This is a genomic window from Paenibacillus sp. ACRRY, assembly GCF_022346995.1.
Taxonomy (GTDB): domain Bacteria; phylum Bacillota; class Bacilli; order Paenibacillales; family Paenibacillaceae; genus Paenibacillus.
Map to the genome: position 1 here is coordinate 300159 of NZ_JAKRNM010000001.1, position 16453 is coordinate 316611.

Annotated in this window: 11 protein-coding genes; all 11 read left to right on the forward strand. The window is 46.3% G+C overall.

Going from position 1 to position 16453, the window contains the following annotated elements; all coding sequences use genetic code 11:
* Nucleotides 1-22 precede the first annotated feature (22 nt).
* Nucleotides 23-1846 carry a sensor histidine kinase gene (locus MH144_RS01380; RefSeq protein WP_239296921.1) on the forward strand — a complete coding sequence of 608 codons (1824 nt, stop codon included), beginning with the start codon at nt 23-25 and terminating at the stop codon, nt 1844-1846.
* Nucleotides 1836-3377 (forward strand): response regulator transcription factor, encoded by a 1542-nt coding sequence (locus tag MH144_RS01385; RefSeq protein ID WP_239296932.1) that lies wholly within the window; start codon nt 1836-1838, stop codon nt 3375-3377. The genes MH144_RS01380 and MH144_RS01385 overlap by 11 nt, the downstream gene beginning before the upstream one ends.
* Nucleotides 3378-3554: 177 nt before the next feature.
* Nucleotides 3555-5231, forward strand: coding sequence for an ABC transporter substrate-binding protein (locus MH144_RS01390; RefSeq protein WP_239296941.1), 1677 nt, complete (start codon nt 3555-3557; stop codon nt 5229-5231).
* 128 nt (nt 5232-5359) lie between these two features.
* Nucleotides 5360-6325: an ABC transporter permease gene (locus tag MH144_RS01395; protein ID WP_095286681.1), complete on the forward strand. Its 966-nt coding sequence runs from the start codon at nt 5360-5362 to the stop codon at nt 6323-6325.
* A 112-nt stretch (nt 6326-6437) separates the two neighbouring features.
* A complete protein-coding gene (locus tag MH144_RS01400) occupies nt 6438-7277 on the forward strand; it encodes a carbohydrate ABC transporter permease (protein WP_227779547.1) in 840 nt (279 codons plus the stop codon).
* Nucleotides 7278-8834, forward strand: a complete 1557-nt coding sequence (locus MH144_RS01405) for a glycoside hydrolase family 43 protein (protein ID WP_239296943.1) — start codon at nt 7278-7280, stop codon at nt 8832-8834. It abuts the gene before it with no gap.
* A gap of 60 nt (nt 8835-8894) precedes the next feature.
* Nucleotides 8895-9929, forward strand: a complete 1035-nt coding sequence (locus tag MH144_RS01410; protein WP_275439930.1) for an endo-1,4-beta-xylanase — start codon at nt 8895-8897, stop codon at nt 9927-9929.
* A 70-nt stretch (nt 9930-9999) separates the two neighbouring features.
* Nucleotides 10000-10986: a glycoside hydrolase family 43 protein gene (locus tag MH144_RS01415; protein WP_239296945.1), complete on the forward strand. Its 987-nt coding sequence runs from the start codon at nt 10000-10002 to the stop codon at nt 10984-10986.
* Nucleotides 10987-11286: 300 nt separating this feature from the next.
* A complete protein-coding gene (locus tag MH144_RS01420; protein WP_239296947.1) occupies nt 11287-12822 on the forward strand; it encodes a glycoside hydrolase family 43 protein in 1536 nt (511 codons plus the stop codon).
* Nucleotides 12823-12965: 143 nt separating this feature from the next.
* Entirely contained in the window at nt 12966-14666 is a 1701-nt protein-coding gene (locus tag MH144_RS01425) for an extracellular solute-binding protein (RefSeq protein WP_239296949.1), read from the forward strand.
* A 34-nt stretch (nt 14667-14700) separates the two neighbouring features.
* The gene (locus tag MH144_RS01430) at nt 14701-16452 is read left to right on the forward strand and encodes a sensor histidine kinase (RefSeq protein ID WP_481857331.1); all 1752 of its coding nucleotides are present in this window, start codon (nt 14701-14703) and stop codon (nt 16450-16452) included.
* The last annotated feature ends 1 nt before the right edge of the window (nt 16453 follow it).

The following is a 16453-nucleotide window of genomic DNA, read 5'->3' on the forward strand; positions in this document are numbered from 1 at the left end:
ATGAAGGATGGCGATAGCATATATGTTCAGAAAGATTCGTTTTCGCAGCATCGTAAACGATATTCCTTTGAATTACAAATTTATATTGATCTATATTATTGGTATTTTGCTTCCTATCTTTGTAAGCAATGTTTTGTTCATGGATCGGATGTCGGGGTTGATCAAGGAGCGGGAAGAGCAGAATTTACAAATCTCACTGGAGCGTGCAAGAAAGGATATCCATACGATGATTGATGGTGGCGTTGCCGTCAGTCATGCTTTGATTACGGACAAGTTGTTGTCTGAATCCATGGACCGGGTGTATGACAGTCAACTGGATTTCTATAACACACTCGATGATCAGCTGCGCCACCGGGTGACTTCCTATATTCCCGTGAACAATCAGATTCAGCGAATAGGAGTTTACACCGAAAATCCGACCATTGTGCCTGGTGGGGATTATTATGTTCTGGACAATGACATACGCTCCAGAACCTGGTTCGAGCAGTGGCAGGCCGCTGGGGAAACCCTAAAAGTGCTTGCATACCGTGATCAAGCAACAAATGATCGTGCTGCGACCTCATCGTATTTAAGCGTGATCGAAAAAATGGACTATTACAACGCCGACAACTCTTATCAGAAGTTGGTACGTATCGATTTTTACCTCAATCGTTTCTATGATGTGATTGCCAGAGAAAAGAGTTCTCTCGATCTATATCTGGTGAATGCCCAGAATCAAATTATCGTGTCTGCGGATGACAAGTATCAGGGCGAGGTGGATCGTAGTTATGCAACATTCGATATGAGCAAGGCGGAAGACAAAGACCTACATACCGTACCAATCGGAAGTGCCAGTTATGTGAAGGGTTGGAAGCTCATTGGTGTTCCCCAGGGAACACGTGTCAAACAAGGGATGTTATCGATGCAGCTTTATTTTGGAATGCTGGCCGGGATTATTACCCTGATCACTTCCATCTTCATTTATGTCATGCTCCGTTCCTACAATTATCGTGTCAAACGGCTGTCGAGGCATATGCAGAAGGTGGGCAACGAAAAATTTGAATTGATCAACATGGATGGTGGTCGAGACGAGATTGGTCATTTGATTGGCAATTTCAATATGATGACGGCACGAATCCACTCATTGATCAACAACGTGTACAAGCTTGAAATTCAGCAGCGAAGCCAGGAGGCTGAGCGCATTCGAGCTGAGCTTAATTTGCTGCAAAGCCAGATGAACCCTCACTTTCTATTCAATACATTGAATGCACTGCTAGTGGTTAGCACCAAAAATAACTATGCGGACGTGAAGGATATTATCAAGGATCTGTCCAAGCTGCTTCGCCGTCTGTTGAATTGGAAGGACGATGTGGTCACGCTGGAGGAGGAAATGAGTTTTACGGTTATGTACCTGGGTATTGAGAAATTCCGTTTCCGGGACAAGTTTGAATACTATATTGACATCACTGAAGAGGCAAGGGGATATAAAATACCCAAAATGAGTATCCAGCAATTGGCGGAAAATGCTTGTAAACATGGCATCCAGGCTATTGAGGGACTTGGCTATGTGAAGATTCAAGCTGAAATTGTAAATGAGCATCTGCGTATAGTCGTATCTGACAATGGCAAGGGCATGGATAAGGAACGGCTTCAAGAGGTTTTATATCACATGCGAAGCAAGGAAGAGAGCGGAGGATACAATATTGGAATACGAAATGTATATCGCCGCCTCGAATTGTACTACGACGATAAAGTGAATTTTAACCTGGTAAGCAGGATTGGAGAGGGGACTGAGGTATCCTTCGAAATTCCGTTGCAATTGCTGGAACGTCAGGATGTAAAAGGAGGCGTGGACAATGGCATTTAAAGTGTTGTTAATTGACGATGAACCTTTGGCGCTTGAGGGTCTGCAGTTATGGATACCATGGGAAAATCTTGGCTTTGAAGTGTGCGGGGTCTGCGGAAACGGTTCGGAAGGCCTTAAACAAATGGAGGAGCTGAAGCCCGATCTGGTTATGGTTGATATTCATATGCCGATGATGGATGGCCTGGAGATGATTGAGGAGTGGAGACGCAGGGGCAACGAATCTACCAAATTCATTATTCTTACAGGGTACAGTGATTTTGATTATGCACGAAAGGCACTTAAATATAGAGTTTCCCGGTATTTGCTTAAACCGCTGGACGAGGAACAGGCCGAGCTAGAGATCCGTCAGATGGGACAGGAACTGGCTAAGGAGAGGGAACAACTATACGTTGGTCAGGTGGCACGGAGAGAGAAGGAAAATTTGGCTATGAAAGAGGCTTTGATAGGCAAGGGTCTGTCCACAGAAGCAGCAAGTTTACTGGAGTCCCTGTCAAAATCATCTGATGTTTGGAATGTATGCCTCGTTCAGATTGCAGCAGAGGATTATTGCAAGTGGAGCGCGATTGCTGCGGAATTCTTGGACAGATCCAAAGCCATGTATGTGATTCGTTTGCGAAATGATCTTGTTTCCATCGTGTTTGGTAGTGCTGCATCTGCCTCCATGGGCACGAGCGACACGGCAAGACAGCGATTGGAGGGACTGGCTCGCCGCCTGGCGGGCTTTCGCGCATTTATGGCGATTGGTGAAGAAGAATCTTCACTTACTTGCATTCATCATTCCCTGGCGACAGCAGAGAAAGCGCTCCTGCATGCCTTTTATGAGGCGGAAAGGAACGGCGTGATGGATTATGACAGACTTAAGGATCTTAGGTTTCAAAGACAATACGATCAGGTAGAACTCCTGGAGAGAATTATGGGAGCATTTCAACTCATTGATCACGATGTCTACCGATCCGCAGTGGATTTTATTGAGCAGTCTTTTCGCCAGATACGAGTTCACCCGGAGGAGGCCCGCAAATTCCTGATCTACCTGCTTCATGAAATCCGAGCATACATGAGGGCCAAACTGGCGGAGGATGCAGGAGATTCGAACCGTCTGTTTGACATCCCGAATCTGGATGAACGCCTGCTGACATTGGATGATCTAATCGGCATGCTTCAATCGTGCGGTCGAGTCTGTTTTGAGCTTTTGCTTAAGGAGAATGCTTCTGAAACGCAAGGTATTGTACAGGATATCAACGATTACATTCATGAGCACTACCGAGAGGGATTGAGCATTAAATTGCTGGCGGAGCGTTTCTTCCTGCATCCGGCCTACCTGGGACAACTGCTCATACGCAAAAATGGGATTGGATTTAATGAACTATTACATAATTTGCGGATTGAGGAAGCTTGCCGTTTACTCCAATTGAATCAATACAAAAATAGCGAGGTCTCGGAAAAAGTGGGATATTCCACCTACCATCATTTTTTGAAGCAGTTTGAGAAAAGGCTGAACATGTCTCCGAATGAGTATAAGAAACATGTATAAGAAAACCTTTTATAAAATGTGAACGGTTGAATCTATAGATTATAGATTGAAAACCTGAGTTTTTCTCGGAAAGAGCTATAATTCGGGTGTATTTTCCATTTACCATTAAATTTATAATGAAATTATTAAAATGAAAGGGCTTTCATCAAGGGCGAGATCAAACTTTGGAGGTGCTTTATGGGGGACAGTAAAAAGAAGTTTTTCCGTATGGGGGCAACCATGTTGTTGTCACTGAGCGTTGTGCTGGCTGGTTGTTCCGGTGGCACAAATGACCCAGGCAGCGGAGAAGAGGGAAGTGGGACAGCGGTAGGGGCTGACAACCCGATAGAAATCTCGGTATTCCTAAACGAGGCCGGTCAACAGCCAACCGCTGACAACAAGATCTACAAAAAAATGAAGGAAGAGCTCGGCGTATCATTCAAATTCGAATTCCTGGCCGGTGACAAGAACCAAAAGCTCGGTGTTATGATTGCTGGTGGTGATTATCCAGACCTGATCTCGGCGGATACCAAACTGACAGCTGCAGGTTCTGTCATTCCACTTGAAGATCTAATTGAGGAACACGCCCCGAATTTGAAGAAGCATTACGAGAAGTACTGGAATCAAATGAAGGACCCGAACGATGGGCATATTTACTACCTGCCGAACTATGGTGCATACAACGGCGAAGTAGCTGACACCTATTACAGCGGTCCTGCGTTCTGGATTCAAAAAGCCGTACTGAAAGAGTTCGGTTATCCGACTCCAAAAACACTGGACGAATACTTCGATTTAATTGAGAAATACAAAGAGAAATATCCAACCATTGACGGTAAGCCGACAATTGGTTTTGAGGTACTGAACTATGACTGGAAAAACTGGGGCTTGTTGAACCCGCCTCAGCATTTGATCGGTCATCCGAATGATGGTGGTGTAGTTGTCAACGATGGCAAGGCGGAAATCTTCGCTGATAAGGATTATGCCAAAACGTACTATCAGAAGTTAAATGAAATCAATGCACAAGGCTTGCTTGATAAGGAAGCGTTTGCACAGAACTACGACCAATATATGGCCAAATTGTCCAGTGGTGCCGTACTCGGCATGTTCGATCAACATTGGAATTTCGGCAGCGCGGAAGATTCACTCATAACGCAAGACAAAATTGAACGCACTTATGTAGGTTTCCCGCTCGTGTATGACAGCAGCACCAAAGACTATTATCGTGACCGCGCAGCACTGAATCTCAACAATGGTTTCGGTATTACCGTGAGTGCCAAAGATCCTGTAAAAATCCTCAAAGTGCTCGATAAACTGATGGAGGAAGAATGGCAGAAAACACTCACTTGGGGCATTGTGGATGAAGACTATTATGTCAATGAAGAAGGCCGCTTCATGAAGACACAAGAACAACGCGACAAGGCAGCGGATGCTGCTTGGAAGCTTGCTAACAAAGCAGATGCATTTTATGGAACTGCACCGAAAATGGAAGGTTACTTTAGCGATGGCAACGCAACTTCGGCAAGTAATCAGCCAGAAGAATACCAGGCAAGCCTGAAACCGTTTGATAAGGAAGTTTTGGATGCATATGGTTTCAACAGCTATATCGATTTCTTCAGTGCTCCACCGGAAAATCCAGTGACTTACCCTGCTTGGTCTGTCGACGTGGTAGAGGGATCTCCAGCCAAGATTGCCAATACGAAGCTGAACGAATTGTCGACCAAATATTTGCCAAAAGCCATCTTGGCCGGTACATCAGAGTTTGACAATGTTTGGAACGAATACGTTTCCGAGATTCAAAAGCTTGACATCAAGGCATATGAAGATCGTATCAATGAAGTGTTGCAGTGGAGAATTGATAACTGGTCTGTGAAATAAAAACAACTTATGTCAGGAAGGAAGATAACCTTCCTTCCTGATTCTTTTGAAACATGGTTATGGCAGATGTGTTCTGGTTGTTTCGACGTTTTCCTTTGATTATAAAGATGGATAGGGAGCTTGATATTATGGAGGAAATTGTAGTGGGTACCAAGCCGCTCCGCCCGAAGAAAAAACCGAAAATCAGGCGGATTACTTGGCAGAATATTAAAGCACAGAGACAACTCATTTGGATGTCTGTTCCTCTGCTTGCGTACATTATTGTCTTTGCGTATGTACCTGTATGGGGTTGGACGATGGCCTTTCAGGATTATAAACCGGCCCGGAGTTTCTCGCAGCAGACGTGGGTAGGATTTAAGCATTTCCAATTTTTATTTACCGATGACAATTTTTTGCGAGTGCTTCGTAATACGCTAGCCATGAGTGTCATCAACATGATTTTGGGTTTTGTAACCGCTATTGTTCTGGCATTGCTGCTTAATGAGATCAAGAAGGTCCTGTGGAAGCGGACGGTACAGACGATCTCGTATCTGCCTCACTTCTTATCATGGATTATCGTTACCGGAATCGTAGCGACATCGCTTGCTTCTGACGGTATTGTCAACGATATCCTGATGAAATTGCATTTAATTGATGAGCCTATTCTATGGCTGACGGAAGGTAAGTACTTCTGGGGCGTTGTTGCAAGCTCCCACATTTGGAAAGAAGTTGGATGGAGTACCATCATTTATTTGGCGGCTATGGCCTCGATTGACCCGGCACAGTACGAAGCTGCCGACATTGATGGAGCTAACCGTTATCAAAAAATGTGGAATGTCACCTTGCCAGGAATCAAGCCTACCATTGTCATCCTGTTGATTATGTCGATTGGGCATATTCTAGAGGCCGGTTTCGAGGTTCAATATTTGCTGGGTAACGGATTGGTTGTTGACTGGGCAGAAACGATTGATATCTTTGTGCTCAAATACGGGATTGCACAGGGTAACTATTCGCTTGCGACTGCAGGCGGTATATTCAAGACCGTGGTCAGCATTACGATGTTGCTTGTAGCGAATTGGACAGCCAAGCGGCTTGGGGAAGAGAGGCTCTTATAAGATGAAAAAAACACCATTGTCCGGTTTAGGAAATACATCGGCGCTTTCGATACGCCGTCCTGGTGCCAGAGGCCTTGAACCGTTTCTGTTCGGCACCTTTAATACGATCTTCATGATCGTGCTCGTAATTGTGACGCTGTATCCATTTTTGAACACCATTGTAGTTTCGTTTAATGCAGGGAATGACACCATTCGGGGAGGCTTATATTTATGGCCTCGTGATTTCACCTTGCAGAATTACAAAGCAGTTTTTGCTTCAGGCACGATCTATAATGCGTTTTTGGTTTCAGTTGCGCGGACCGTACTTTCAACACTGCTTAATATTTTCTTGACCACCATGCTGGCCTATACGCTGAGCCGGCGCGATTATATCTTCCGTAAGCTGATTACAACTGTTTTTGTACTGACCATGTATTTCAACGCCGGTCTGATTCCAGGATATTTCCTCATGAAGGATCTGCATTTGATTAACTCCTTCTGGGTGTATGTCCTGCCATCACTGGTAAGTGCGTTTAACCTGATCGTCATTCGTACGTATATTTACACGATACCTGAAAGCTTGATTGAATCTGCGAAAATAGACGGTGCAGGAGATTTCCGGATTTTCTGGAAAATTATTTTCCCGCTATGTAAACCTGTACTGGCGACCATTGCGCTTTTTGTTGCCGTCGGGGCTTGGAACTCCTGGTTTGATGCTTTTCTGTACACGTCGTCTCGTCAAGAGCTCAGCACGCTGCAATATGAATTGATGAAATTGTTGTCATCCAGTATGAACGCCAACAGCAATCCTTCCGTTGCCAATGGTATAGGGGCAGAGCATTCGACTCAGGTAACCCCAATTTCCATTCGTGCAGCCGTAACCATAGTAGCTTCCGTTCCGATTTTGCTTGTATACCCGTTCATGCAAAAATACTTTGTCGTAGGACTTAACGTAGGGAGTGTGAAGGAATAAATGTCACAGCTTCAAGTACAACAAATTCGCTATGCGAACCCGATTCTTCCCGGATTTTATCCGGATCCGAGCATTGTGAAGGCAGAGGATTACTTTTACCTTGTTTGCAGTTCGTTTGAGTATTTTCCGGGGGTTCCGATTTTTCGGAGCCCGGATCTGATTCACTGGGAGCAGATCGGCAACATATTGGATCGGGTAAGCCAGCTTGATTTGACTGGTCAAAAGAGTTCGGACGGGATTTATGCCCCTGCGCTGCGATACCACGAAGGTACGTTTTATATGATTACGACAGATGTTAGAGGTATCGGGAACTTCTATGTTACGGCAACCAACCCTGCGGGACCATGGTCTGATCCGATTCGCATTCCGTATGGGGGAATCGACCCCTCTCTGTTTTTTGACGATGACGGGAAAGTGTATGTCACCGCTCAGCAAGGAGCGGACTACGATTCTCATGCCATTCAATATGAGATCGACATCACGACAGGAGAGGCGTTGTCCGAACCACAGGTGGTATGGCACGGAGACGGTGGACCGTGGACCGAGGGGCCGCACTTGTACAAAATCAACGGGATGTATTATATGATGTCTGCTTCCGGAGGGACGGCTAAGGAGCATCGCGAAATCATCGGTCGCAGCGAACATCCGTATGGTCCGTTCGAACGGTATCCAGAACCGATTCTGACTCACCGCCATTTGGACCACCCTATCCAGTATTTGGGCCATGCCGATCTGGTGGAGGATCATCACGGAGAATGGTGGGCTGTATTCCTTGGCGTCCGCTTGACAGAAGACGGATATAGCGTGCTTGGACGCGAAACATTCCTTGCGCCGGTTGTCTGGAATGAGGGCTGGCCGCACATTGACAACAATGAAGGCACAGTAAGCCTGGACATGACGATTCAGCGAAAGCCGATGTCAGTTCCTTCTCAAGTGGATGGAAATGCAGCAATTGTTGCAGGCCGGGATGACTTCAATGAAGAACTGGGTCCGCAGTGGATGTTTGTGCGCAATCCGTCAGAAGGAGCATGCTCCATAACGGAACATCCGGGCTCATTGACACTTTACGGGCAGGAGGCAAATCTCAGCGACGTTGGTCAGATTACGTTTATTGGCCGCAGACAGCAGCATCTTCAGGCTTGCTATACAACCAGCATGACATTTGTGCCGACTGCGGATGGAGAAGAAGCGGGCATGTGTATTCGTCGGGATGAGGATGCGCATTATGAGCTTGGTGTTAAAAGGTCGGAAGGACGCAACCTCATTTTTGCCCGTCTGACGGTACGTGAAGAGTCGAAAGTCGTGTACGAGAATGAGACAGAAGCAGAGCAGCTGTTCCTTCGGATTGAATCAACGGAGACGGACTACAAACTGAGCTGCTCCTTGAATGAACAGGACTGGGTAAGTCTTGGAACGGGTTCAGCACGGGGCATCTCTCCGGAGGACTTTGTGCATAAAATGTGCTTTACCGGAGCGGTAGTCGGGTTATATGCCACTGGCAACGGCCAGGCAAGTCATTCACCTGCACGCTTCGATTGGTTCGATTATGAAATCTAGCTAACTGATCTAACGAGACGAACTAATATTGCTTATTCGGTAATCAGGAGGAGGGGAATTATGGAATCCAGGCGTGAAGAGGAATCATTGAAGACTTTATATAAGGATGCTTTTCATATCGGTGCAGCGGTTAACCCCCTGACGATCAACAGCCAGCGCTCGCTGCTGGCCTACCACTTCAACAGCTTAACAGCAGAGAATGAAATGAAATTTTCAAGCCTACACCCGGAGGAGAATCTGTACACGTTCGAGAACGCAGACGTCATAGCGTCATTTGCCAGAGAACAAGGTATGGCACTGCGAGGACATACGCTGGTCTGGCATAATCAGACTCCCGATTGGTTGTTCGAAAACGAAGCGGGCGGAAAAGCGGAGCGGGATTTATTGCTTGAACGGCTTCGCTCGCATATTCAGACTGTCGTCGGCAGATATAAGGATGTTATCTACTGCTGGGATGTTGTGAATGAGGTCATCTCTGATGAGAATGATGAAAGTGCATTTCTGCGGCCTTCCAAATGGCTGGATATTGCCGGGGAGGACTTTATTGCCAAAGCATTCGAGTTTGCTCATGAAGCAGATCCACAGGCTCTCTTGTTTTATAACGACTATAACGAGTCCAACCCGCATAAGCGGGAGCGCATCTACCGACTTGTTCGTTCACTGCTGGATCAAGGCGTACCGATTCATGGGGTAGGTTTGCAGGCACACTGGAATTTATACGACCCCACGCTGGACGACATGCGTGCTGCCATTGAGCGTTATGCCCAGCTTGGCCTTCAGCTTCAGCTGACTGAACTTGACGTATCGGTATTTCGCTTTGACGACCGACGTACGGACCTGACTGTTCCTGAGAAGGGGATGCTGGAACTGCAAGCCGAGCGTTATGAATCCATTTTCCGTCTCCTTTACGAATATCGTGAACACATTAGTGCCGTCACATTCTGGGGAGCAGCAGATGATTATACCTGGCTTGATCATTTCCCGGTCAGAGGCAGAAAAAATTGGCCATTTTTGTTCGATGAATCACATGCTCCCAAACCGGCTTATGAGCGCGTCGCGCAGATTCCGAAGCAAGCTGCAATGGAGAAAAAGTGATACTTATATCGTTAAAGCGTCCGAAAATAAATTTGGAATTGAATCATCTCTTTTGAAAGGGAGTATTTGAATGTCTGAAGTGCCTAAACCGCATCAACCGTTAGTCACCCACATCTATACTGCAGATCCATCAGCGCATGTTTTTGAAGATCGGATCTATATCTATCCATCTCATGATCTGGATCATGACGGTCCGGTGAATGACAACGGAGACCAATACAAAATGGAGGATTACCATGTCTTGTCCATGGCCGATCTGAACTCACCGGTCGTGGATCATGGTGAAGTGCTGCACGTTAAGGATGTCCCGTGGGCATCCAGTCAGATGTGGGCGCCAGATGCAGCATACAAAAACGGGAAATATTATCTGTTTTTCCCCGCACGCGATCATGATGGCATCTTCCGGATCGGTGTAGCAACAAGCTCTTCTCCCCAAGGTCCATTCCAACCGGAGGAGCAGTACATCCCAGGCAGCTTCAGCATTGACCCTGCCGTATTCATTGATGAGGACAACGAAGCCTACATGCTCTTTGGCGGCCTGTGGGGCGGTCAGTTGGAGAAGTGGCAGACGGGAAGCTACGTGGAAGATGCTGAAGGTCCTGCTCCGGATGCGCCTGCGCTTGGCCCAAGAATTGCCAAGCTCAGCGAGGATATGCTCTCTATGTCTAAGGAAGCATTGGAAATTGTAATCCTGGATCAGGAAGGCAAGCCGCTTACCGCGAGCAACGAAGAATGCAGATATTTCGAAGGACCATGGATGCACAAGTACAATGGCAAGTATTACTTGTCTTACTCCACTGGAACAACGCACAAGCTGGTATATGCTACAGGTGACAATCCTATGGGACCATTCACGTTCCAGGGCACCATATTACCGCCTGTTTTGGGATGGACAACACATCATTCCATTGTTCAATTTGAGGATAAATGGTATTTATTTTATCATGACTGTTCTCTGTCCGGTGGTGTCGATTACAAGCGCTGTGTCAAATTTGCCGAACTGACGTATAACTCCGATGGAACCATTCGTATGATTGATCCATACCCGGAAAAATAACAAGTTTAAGGGGGGCCTCACGGGCCTCCCTAGTTATATAATCATACCTTGAAGCCGACCTATAAAATCTTTTTTTGAGCTTGTATTTGGTTTTAAAGAGAAGATCATATTATCTTATCTATTATTGAAAGCGCTTAACTCCCAGAGTCAACCTTCATCATAATGGAGAAAGATGTTATTTTTTTCTGTCGCTTCTGGATTAAAACATGTAAAATGATTTTGACTGAAGAGTCAATGTTTGAATTGCTAATTTTAACGATATTTTTAAACTATTCATAAATAAGCGGGGTGTATTAAGGCATGGTTCATCACAATCCGATTCTATGGGCCGATTATCCAGATCTCGATGTTATCCGCATAGAAGATACGTATTACATGGTGAGTACGACGATGCATATGATGCCAGGATGTGTCATCCTGCGTTCATATGATCTGATGCAGTGGGAAGTGGCTACTCATGTGTATGATAGACTGGATGACACGCCCGCCCAAAGACTGGAAGACGGTAAGCAGATTTATAGTAAAGGAATGTGGGCAGCTTCACTTCGGTATCATCAAGGGACTTTTTATGTAATCTTTGTAGCCAACGATACGCGAAAGACGTATTTGTACACCTCTTCATCTATATTAGGGCCATGGAACAAACGCATTGTTGAGGGCTTTTATCATGATTGCTCACTTTTCTTTGACGATGACGACCGGGTATATCTGGTACATGGTAATACCGAAATTCATCTGATCGAGTTAAAGGCTGATCTGTCAGGACCTAAACCGGGGGGATTGCAGCGATTAATCGTTAAAGAGCGAGAGCCTTTCCATCTGGGTTACGAGGGAGCCCATTTCTATAAAATCAATGGGAAGTATTATGTGTTCCTGATTCACATTTCGAAAGAGGCGGGACGAAGAACACAGGCTTACTTCATGGCGGATACGATAGACGGTGAATTTGTCGGTGGGGAAGTTTTTAACGATGATATGGGTTATTTCAATTCAGGTGTTGCGCAAGGTGGGATTGTGGATACACCGGATGGAGAATGGTATGCCATGCTGTTTCAGGATCATGGTGCGGTGGGTCGTATTCCAGTACTTGTTCCCCTGCATTTTGATGGCAGCATACCCGTTTTTGCAAGCAAGGCACCAAAAGAAATCGATATTCCTAGCACAAGGCCGGGTTATCAATACAGCCCACTGGTAGGCAGCGACGATTTCAGTTATCACATTGGAGAAGACGGTAGAGTACGGCTGCGTGATTTTTGGCAGTGGAATCATACGCCCCATGATGAGCTTTGGACTGTAACCGAGAAGCCTGGTACATATCGTATTCGGAGCGGTCAGCTCAGTCCGAACTTAACGTTTGCTGTAAATACATTAACCCAGCGCGCGATGGGACCTGCATGTACGGTTAACGTGACACTGGATGGTAGCGGATTAAACGATGGTGATTATGCAGGAATATGTTTTTTAATAGGAACTTACGGTTTGATTGCTTTAACAAGGGATGAGGGACAGTTTTACCTTGTCATGCAGGCGCGGGAAAGTCAGGATCCCAGCATATTCGGGAATTTGATTGATCAGGAGCCAGCGACGGAACATGCACGAATCCCCGTAGCCGGGCCGGTCGTTACGCTCCAGGCGTCAGGTCATTTTGTGAATAATCAGGATGAGTGTTCATTTGCCTACCTTGATGATACGGAGTGGAAGCCTATTGGCATCCCCCACAAGATGTTCTATAAATTGGACCATTTTATGGGCTGCCGGATTGGCTTATTCCTCTACTCAACGAAAGTCATTGGAGGCATGGCCGATTTCTCCAATTTTGAATACCGGGTCGTCTAGGCAATAAATACACAATGGTATATAAAGTCGCCTGGTGGCGGCTTTTTGTACGCCTACAGATCATTAGATATAGAATGTTGAATTCCGGATGATCCATTAAATAAATGGCATGATTCATTCCAATAGAAATGGGGCAAGTTGTCGTGTCTAATCGATGGAAGTACAGGATAAGATGGACCTTAATTCTGCTCCTTGCGGTGCTCATGCCTGTAAGCCTTATGCAAGGAATGTCGGAGCAGACGCAACCGTTACCCGCGGGGCAGCAGGGAGAGCCTTATGAGGATGAAGGGAAATATGTTCCGTCCATACAAGTCACTTTTGTCAGGGAAACAGGAGAGGAACTGGAGCGAATGGTTGAGGATTTACCGGGTGAAAGTCTGATAGATAATCGCTGGACACGCTTATATGAAGAAGAACTCGGTATTCAGATTCGTTATGACTGGATCGCAACGGGTGACGTTTACAATCAGAAGCTGGGGGTAGCCCTTGCTTCAGGCCGTTTCCCTGACGTTGTCAAAGTAAACCCATACCAGCTCAGGCAGTTAAGCAATGCCGGATTGATTGAAGACCTGACCGAAGTGTACCAGACGCAAGCCACTCCTCTTACCAAAAAAATATTGGAGGCTGAGGGAAGAGGTGCATTCGACGCCGCTACCATAAACGGTAGACTGATGGCCATCCCTGAATCGTCATCTTCCATTGAAACGGCGCAGTATCTGTGGATCAGAAAGGATTGGCTGGAAAAATTGGACCTAAAGCCGCCCAAAACGATGGAGGATGTCCTGAACATATCGGAAGCGTTCACCAAAGGGGACCCTGATGGTAACGGGCAAAACGACACCTATGGAATGGCAATGACGAGTTATTTGTGGGATCCCGTCATGGGCGTATCCGGATTCATGGCGGGTTACGAGGCTTATCCGAATATCTGGATCAAGGACAAGAAGGGGAATCTCGTTTATGGTGGCATACAATCAGAGGTCAAAAAAGCGCTTGAGATGCTGCGGAACTTATACCTTAATGGCCAGGTGGATCCCGAGTTTGCCTACAAAAACGGAAGCAAGGAGTCTCGACTGGTTCAGGACGGTAAAATAGGCATGCTGTATGGTGAACAGTGGACCCCATTCATGCTTCAGACTACGCGCGATAAGGACCCGGGAGCAGAGTGGCATGCATACCCTCTTGTGGCCGAGTCTGGAAAAGTCATACGGGTCCCGCTGCGTTCCAATACAGGACAATATTTTGCCGTAAAAAAAGGATTTGCGCATCCTGAGGTCATCGTCAAGCTTATGAATCTGCATCTGGAAAAAAACTGGGGTGAACAAGCTGAGTATGAAAAGTACTACAATGATGACTCACTTGCCGTGTGGAAGCTTTCGCCAGTAACTCCGTTTCCAGGAACCAAAAACATAGATGCTTACAGAGATATTCGTGACGCCACAGAAAAAGGAGATTACTCCAGCCTGGAGAATGAAGCACTTGCGATCCACAAACGAATAGTTGCTTATGACTCCGAAGGCGTAAAGAGTGGATGGGGATGGAAACAGACCTATGGCCCTTCGGGTGCTTTTAGCATTGCCGATGCCTATGACTTGAACGGGCAGCTGATGTACGACGAATATACGGGGGGGATAACTGAAAGCATGGTTGACCGGCAAATTATTCTACGAGATCTCCAGCTTGAAGCCTACATGAATATTATCCTTGGTTCACCCCTCGAAGAGTTTGATCGGTTCGTTGACGATTGGTACAAGTTGGGTGGGGAAGAAATTACATCGGAGGTGAATGCGTGGTTCAGAACCAATGGTGGAGGGGATCACGGCTCGTTGGCATCTTCGAATTAATTCACAAACCTTTTCGCGGTTTGGTTCACAGGAGGTGAAAGGGTTGTTTAGGATCCCTGCCCAGTCGTGGCTCAATAGCATATTTGCAAGACTAATCATGACCTACCTGGCGTTTGTCATTCCACTGATTCTTCTCGGCGTATATCTATACCACTGGAGTTATGATACTGCAAGCCAGGAAATATCCTTGTCGACAGATCGGCGTTTGAACCAATTTGCCATGGAGCTGAACAGGGAGATCGAATGGATGGAGCTGCAGCAGTTCGACATCGCGGAAGACCGCAAACTGAACCGGCTTGCGATTCTATGGAACATGATGGATCAAGTGGAACGACGTGAAACGTTGAATTATTTATCGGAACGATTGGCTGCTTTCAAAAACAGCAGTGCTTACATCAGGAACGTTTACGTACATATCCCTTCAGTCAACAAGAGCGTATCGGCCGTGCAGGGCATTGATGACTTTGATCAGGAATCCTTTAGCTACTTTAGCTCAACCCGAGAAGAAAAAGGGATTCGCTTTACTGTGAAAGGGGACAGCCTGAATCTCAGCGCTGTGAGACTAACAGGCCAAATAGGTGAGGATCCGCTGTTTGTTGTCCAAGTGGAACTGGATAACGCTGAAGTTCAGAATGAATTGTCACAGCTTAATCTTTATCCCGAGAGTGCAACATTGCTGATTGAGGACCAAACGGGGCTTGCCATCTCGGACCAGCGGCGTGATGCCATTCTGTCCAGTCACAGCAAGTCCAGTCTTACGAATTCGCAAAGCAACTTTCAGGTGAGTGTGGACGATACCGTGTATCATGTGAACCAGCTTCATATAAGTACGCTGGGCTTGTCCGTAGCCACCTATTTGCCGGAGGAAATCGTAACCAAACCTCTCAGCAGATTTGTTCAATGGGCCTGGATTTTTGCCATCACTTCATTCATCGCCATCGCAGCGTATCTGTATTCCAGCTACAAGCTGATCCACATGCCGCTGCTGCTGCTAGTCAAAAGGTTCAAGAAAATGGAGGGAGGCGTGCTGGATATTCCAATCAACCATCATCGAAAAGACGAATTCGGTTTTTTGTACAGCCGTTTCAATCTTATGATCGAAAATCTCCGGCAGCTGATTGACCGTGATTTCAAAATGACCATGATGATGCAGCGGGCCGAATTAAAACAGCTTCAATCCCAGATTAATCCACATTTTCTGTACAATAGCTTCTTTATTTTGAATTCCCTCGCCAGAACAGGAGATACGGATCGCATCGAACAATTTACGAACATGCTTGGCGAGTATTTCCGCTTCATCACCCGAAACGGGACCGATCATGTTCCCTTGAAGGAGGAGGTGGAGCATTCAAGAATCTATACGGAAATTCAGCAGCTGCGATTCTCCAGACGTATTAAGGTGGACTTCGGGCAGGTACCCCTGGAGATGGAACAGATTCAGGTACCCAGGCTGATTATTCAGCCGATTATTGAGAATGCTTACGAGCACAGTCTTGAAAAAAATACAGATATGGGTCTCTTGCGCGTACATTTCTATATGGAGGAATCCTTTATCGAATTTGTCGTGGAAGACAACGGTAACGAGCTGCGCATGGAAGATATTGAGCTCCTCCAAGAACGGCTGCTGAATGAAACAAGTACAGATGAAATGACCGGATTAATGAATATACACCGGCGCCTTAGACTGACCTATGGGGAAAAAAGCGGTCTTTTTCTCTCCAAGAGTGAGCTGCAGGGGCTCAGAGTCGCTGTTCGGATTCAGGCGGAAGGAAGGGGAGACGAATGAC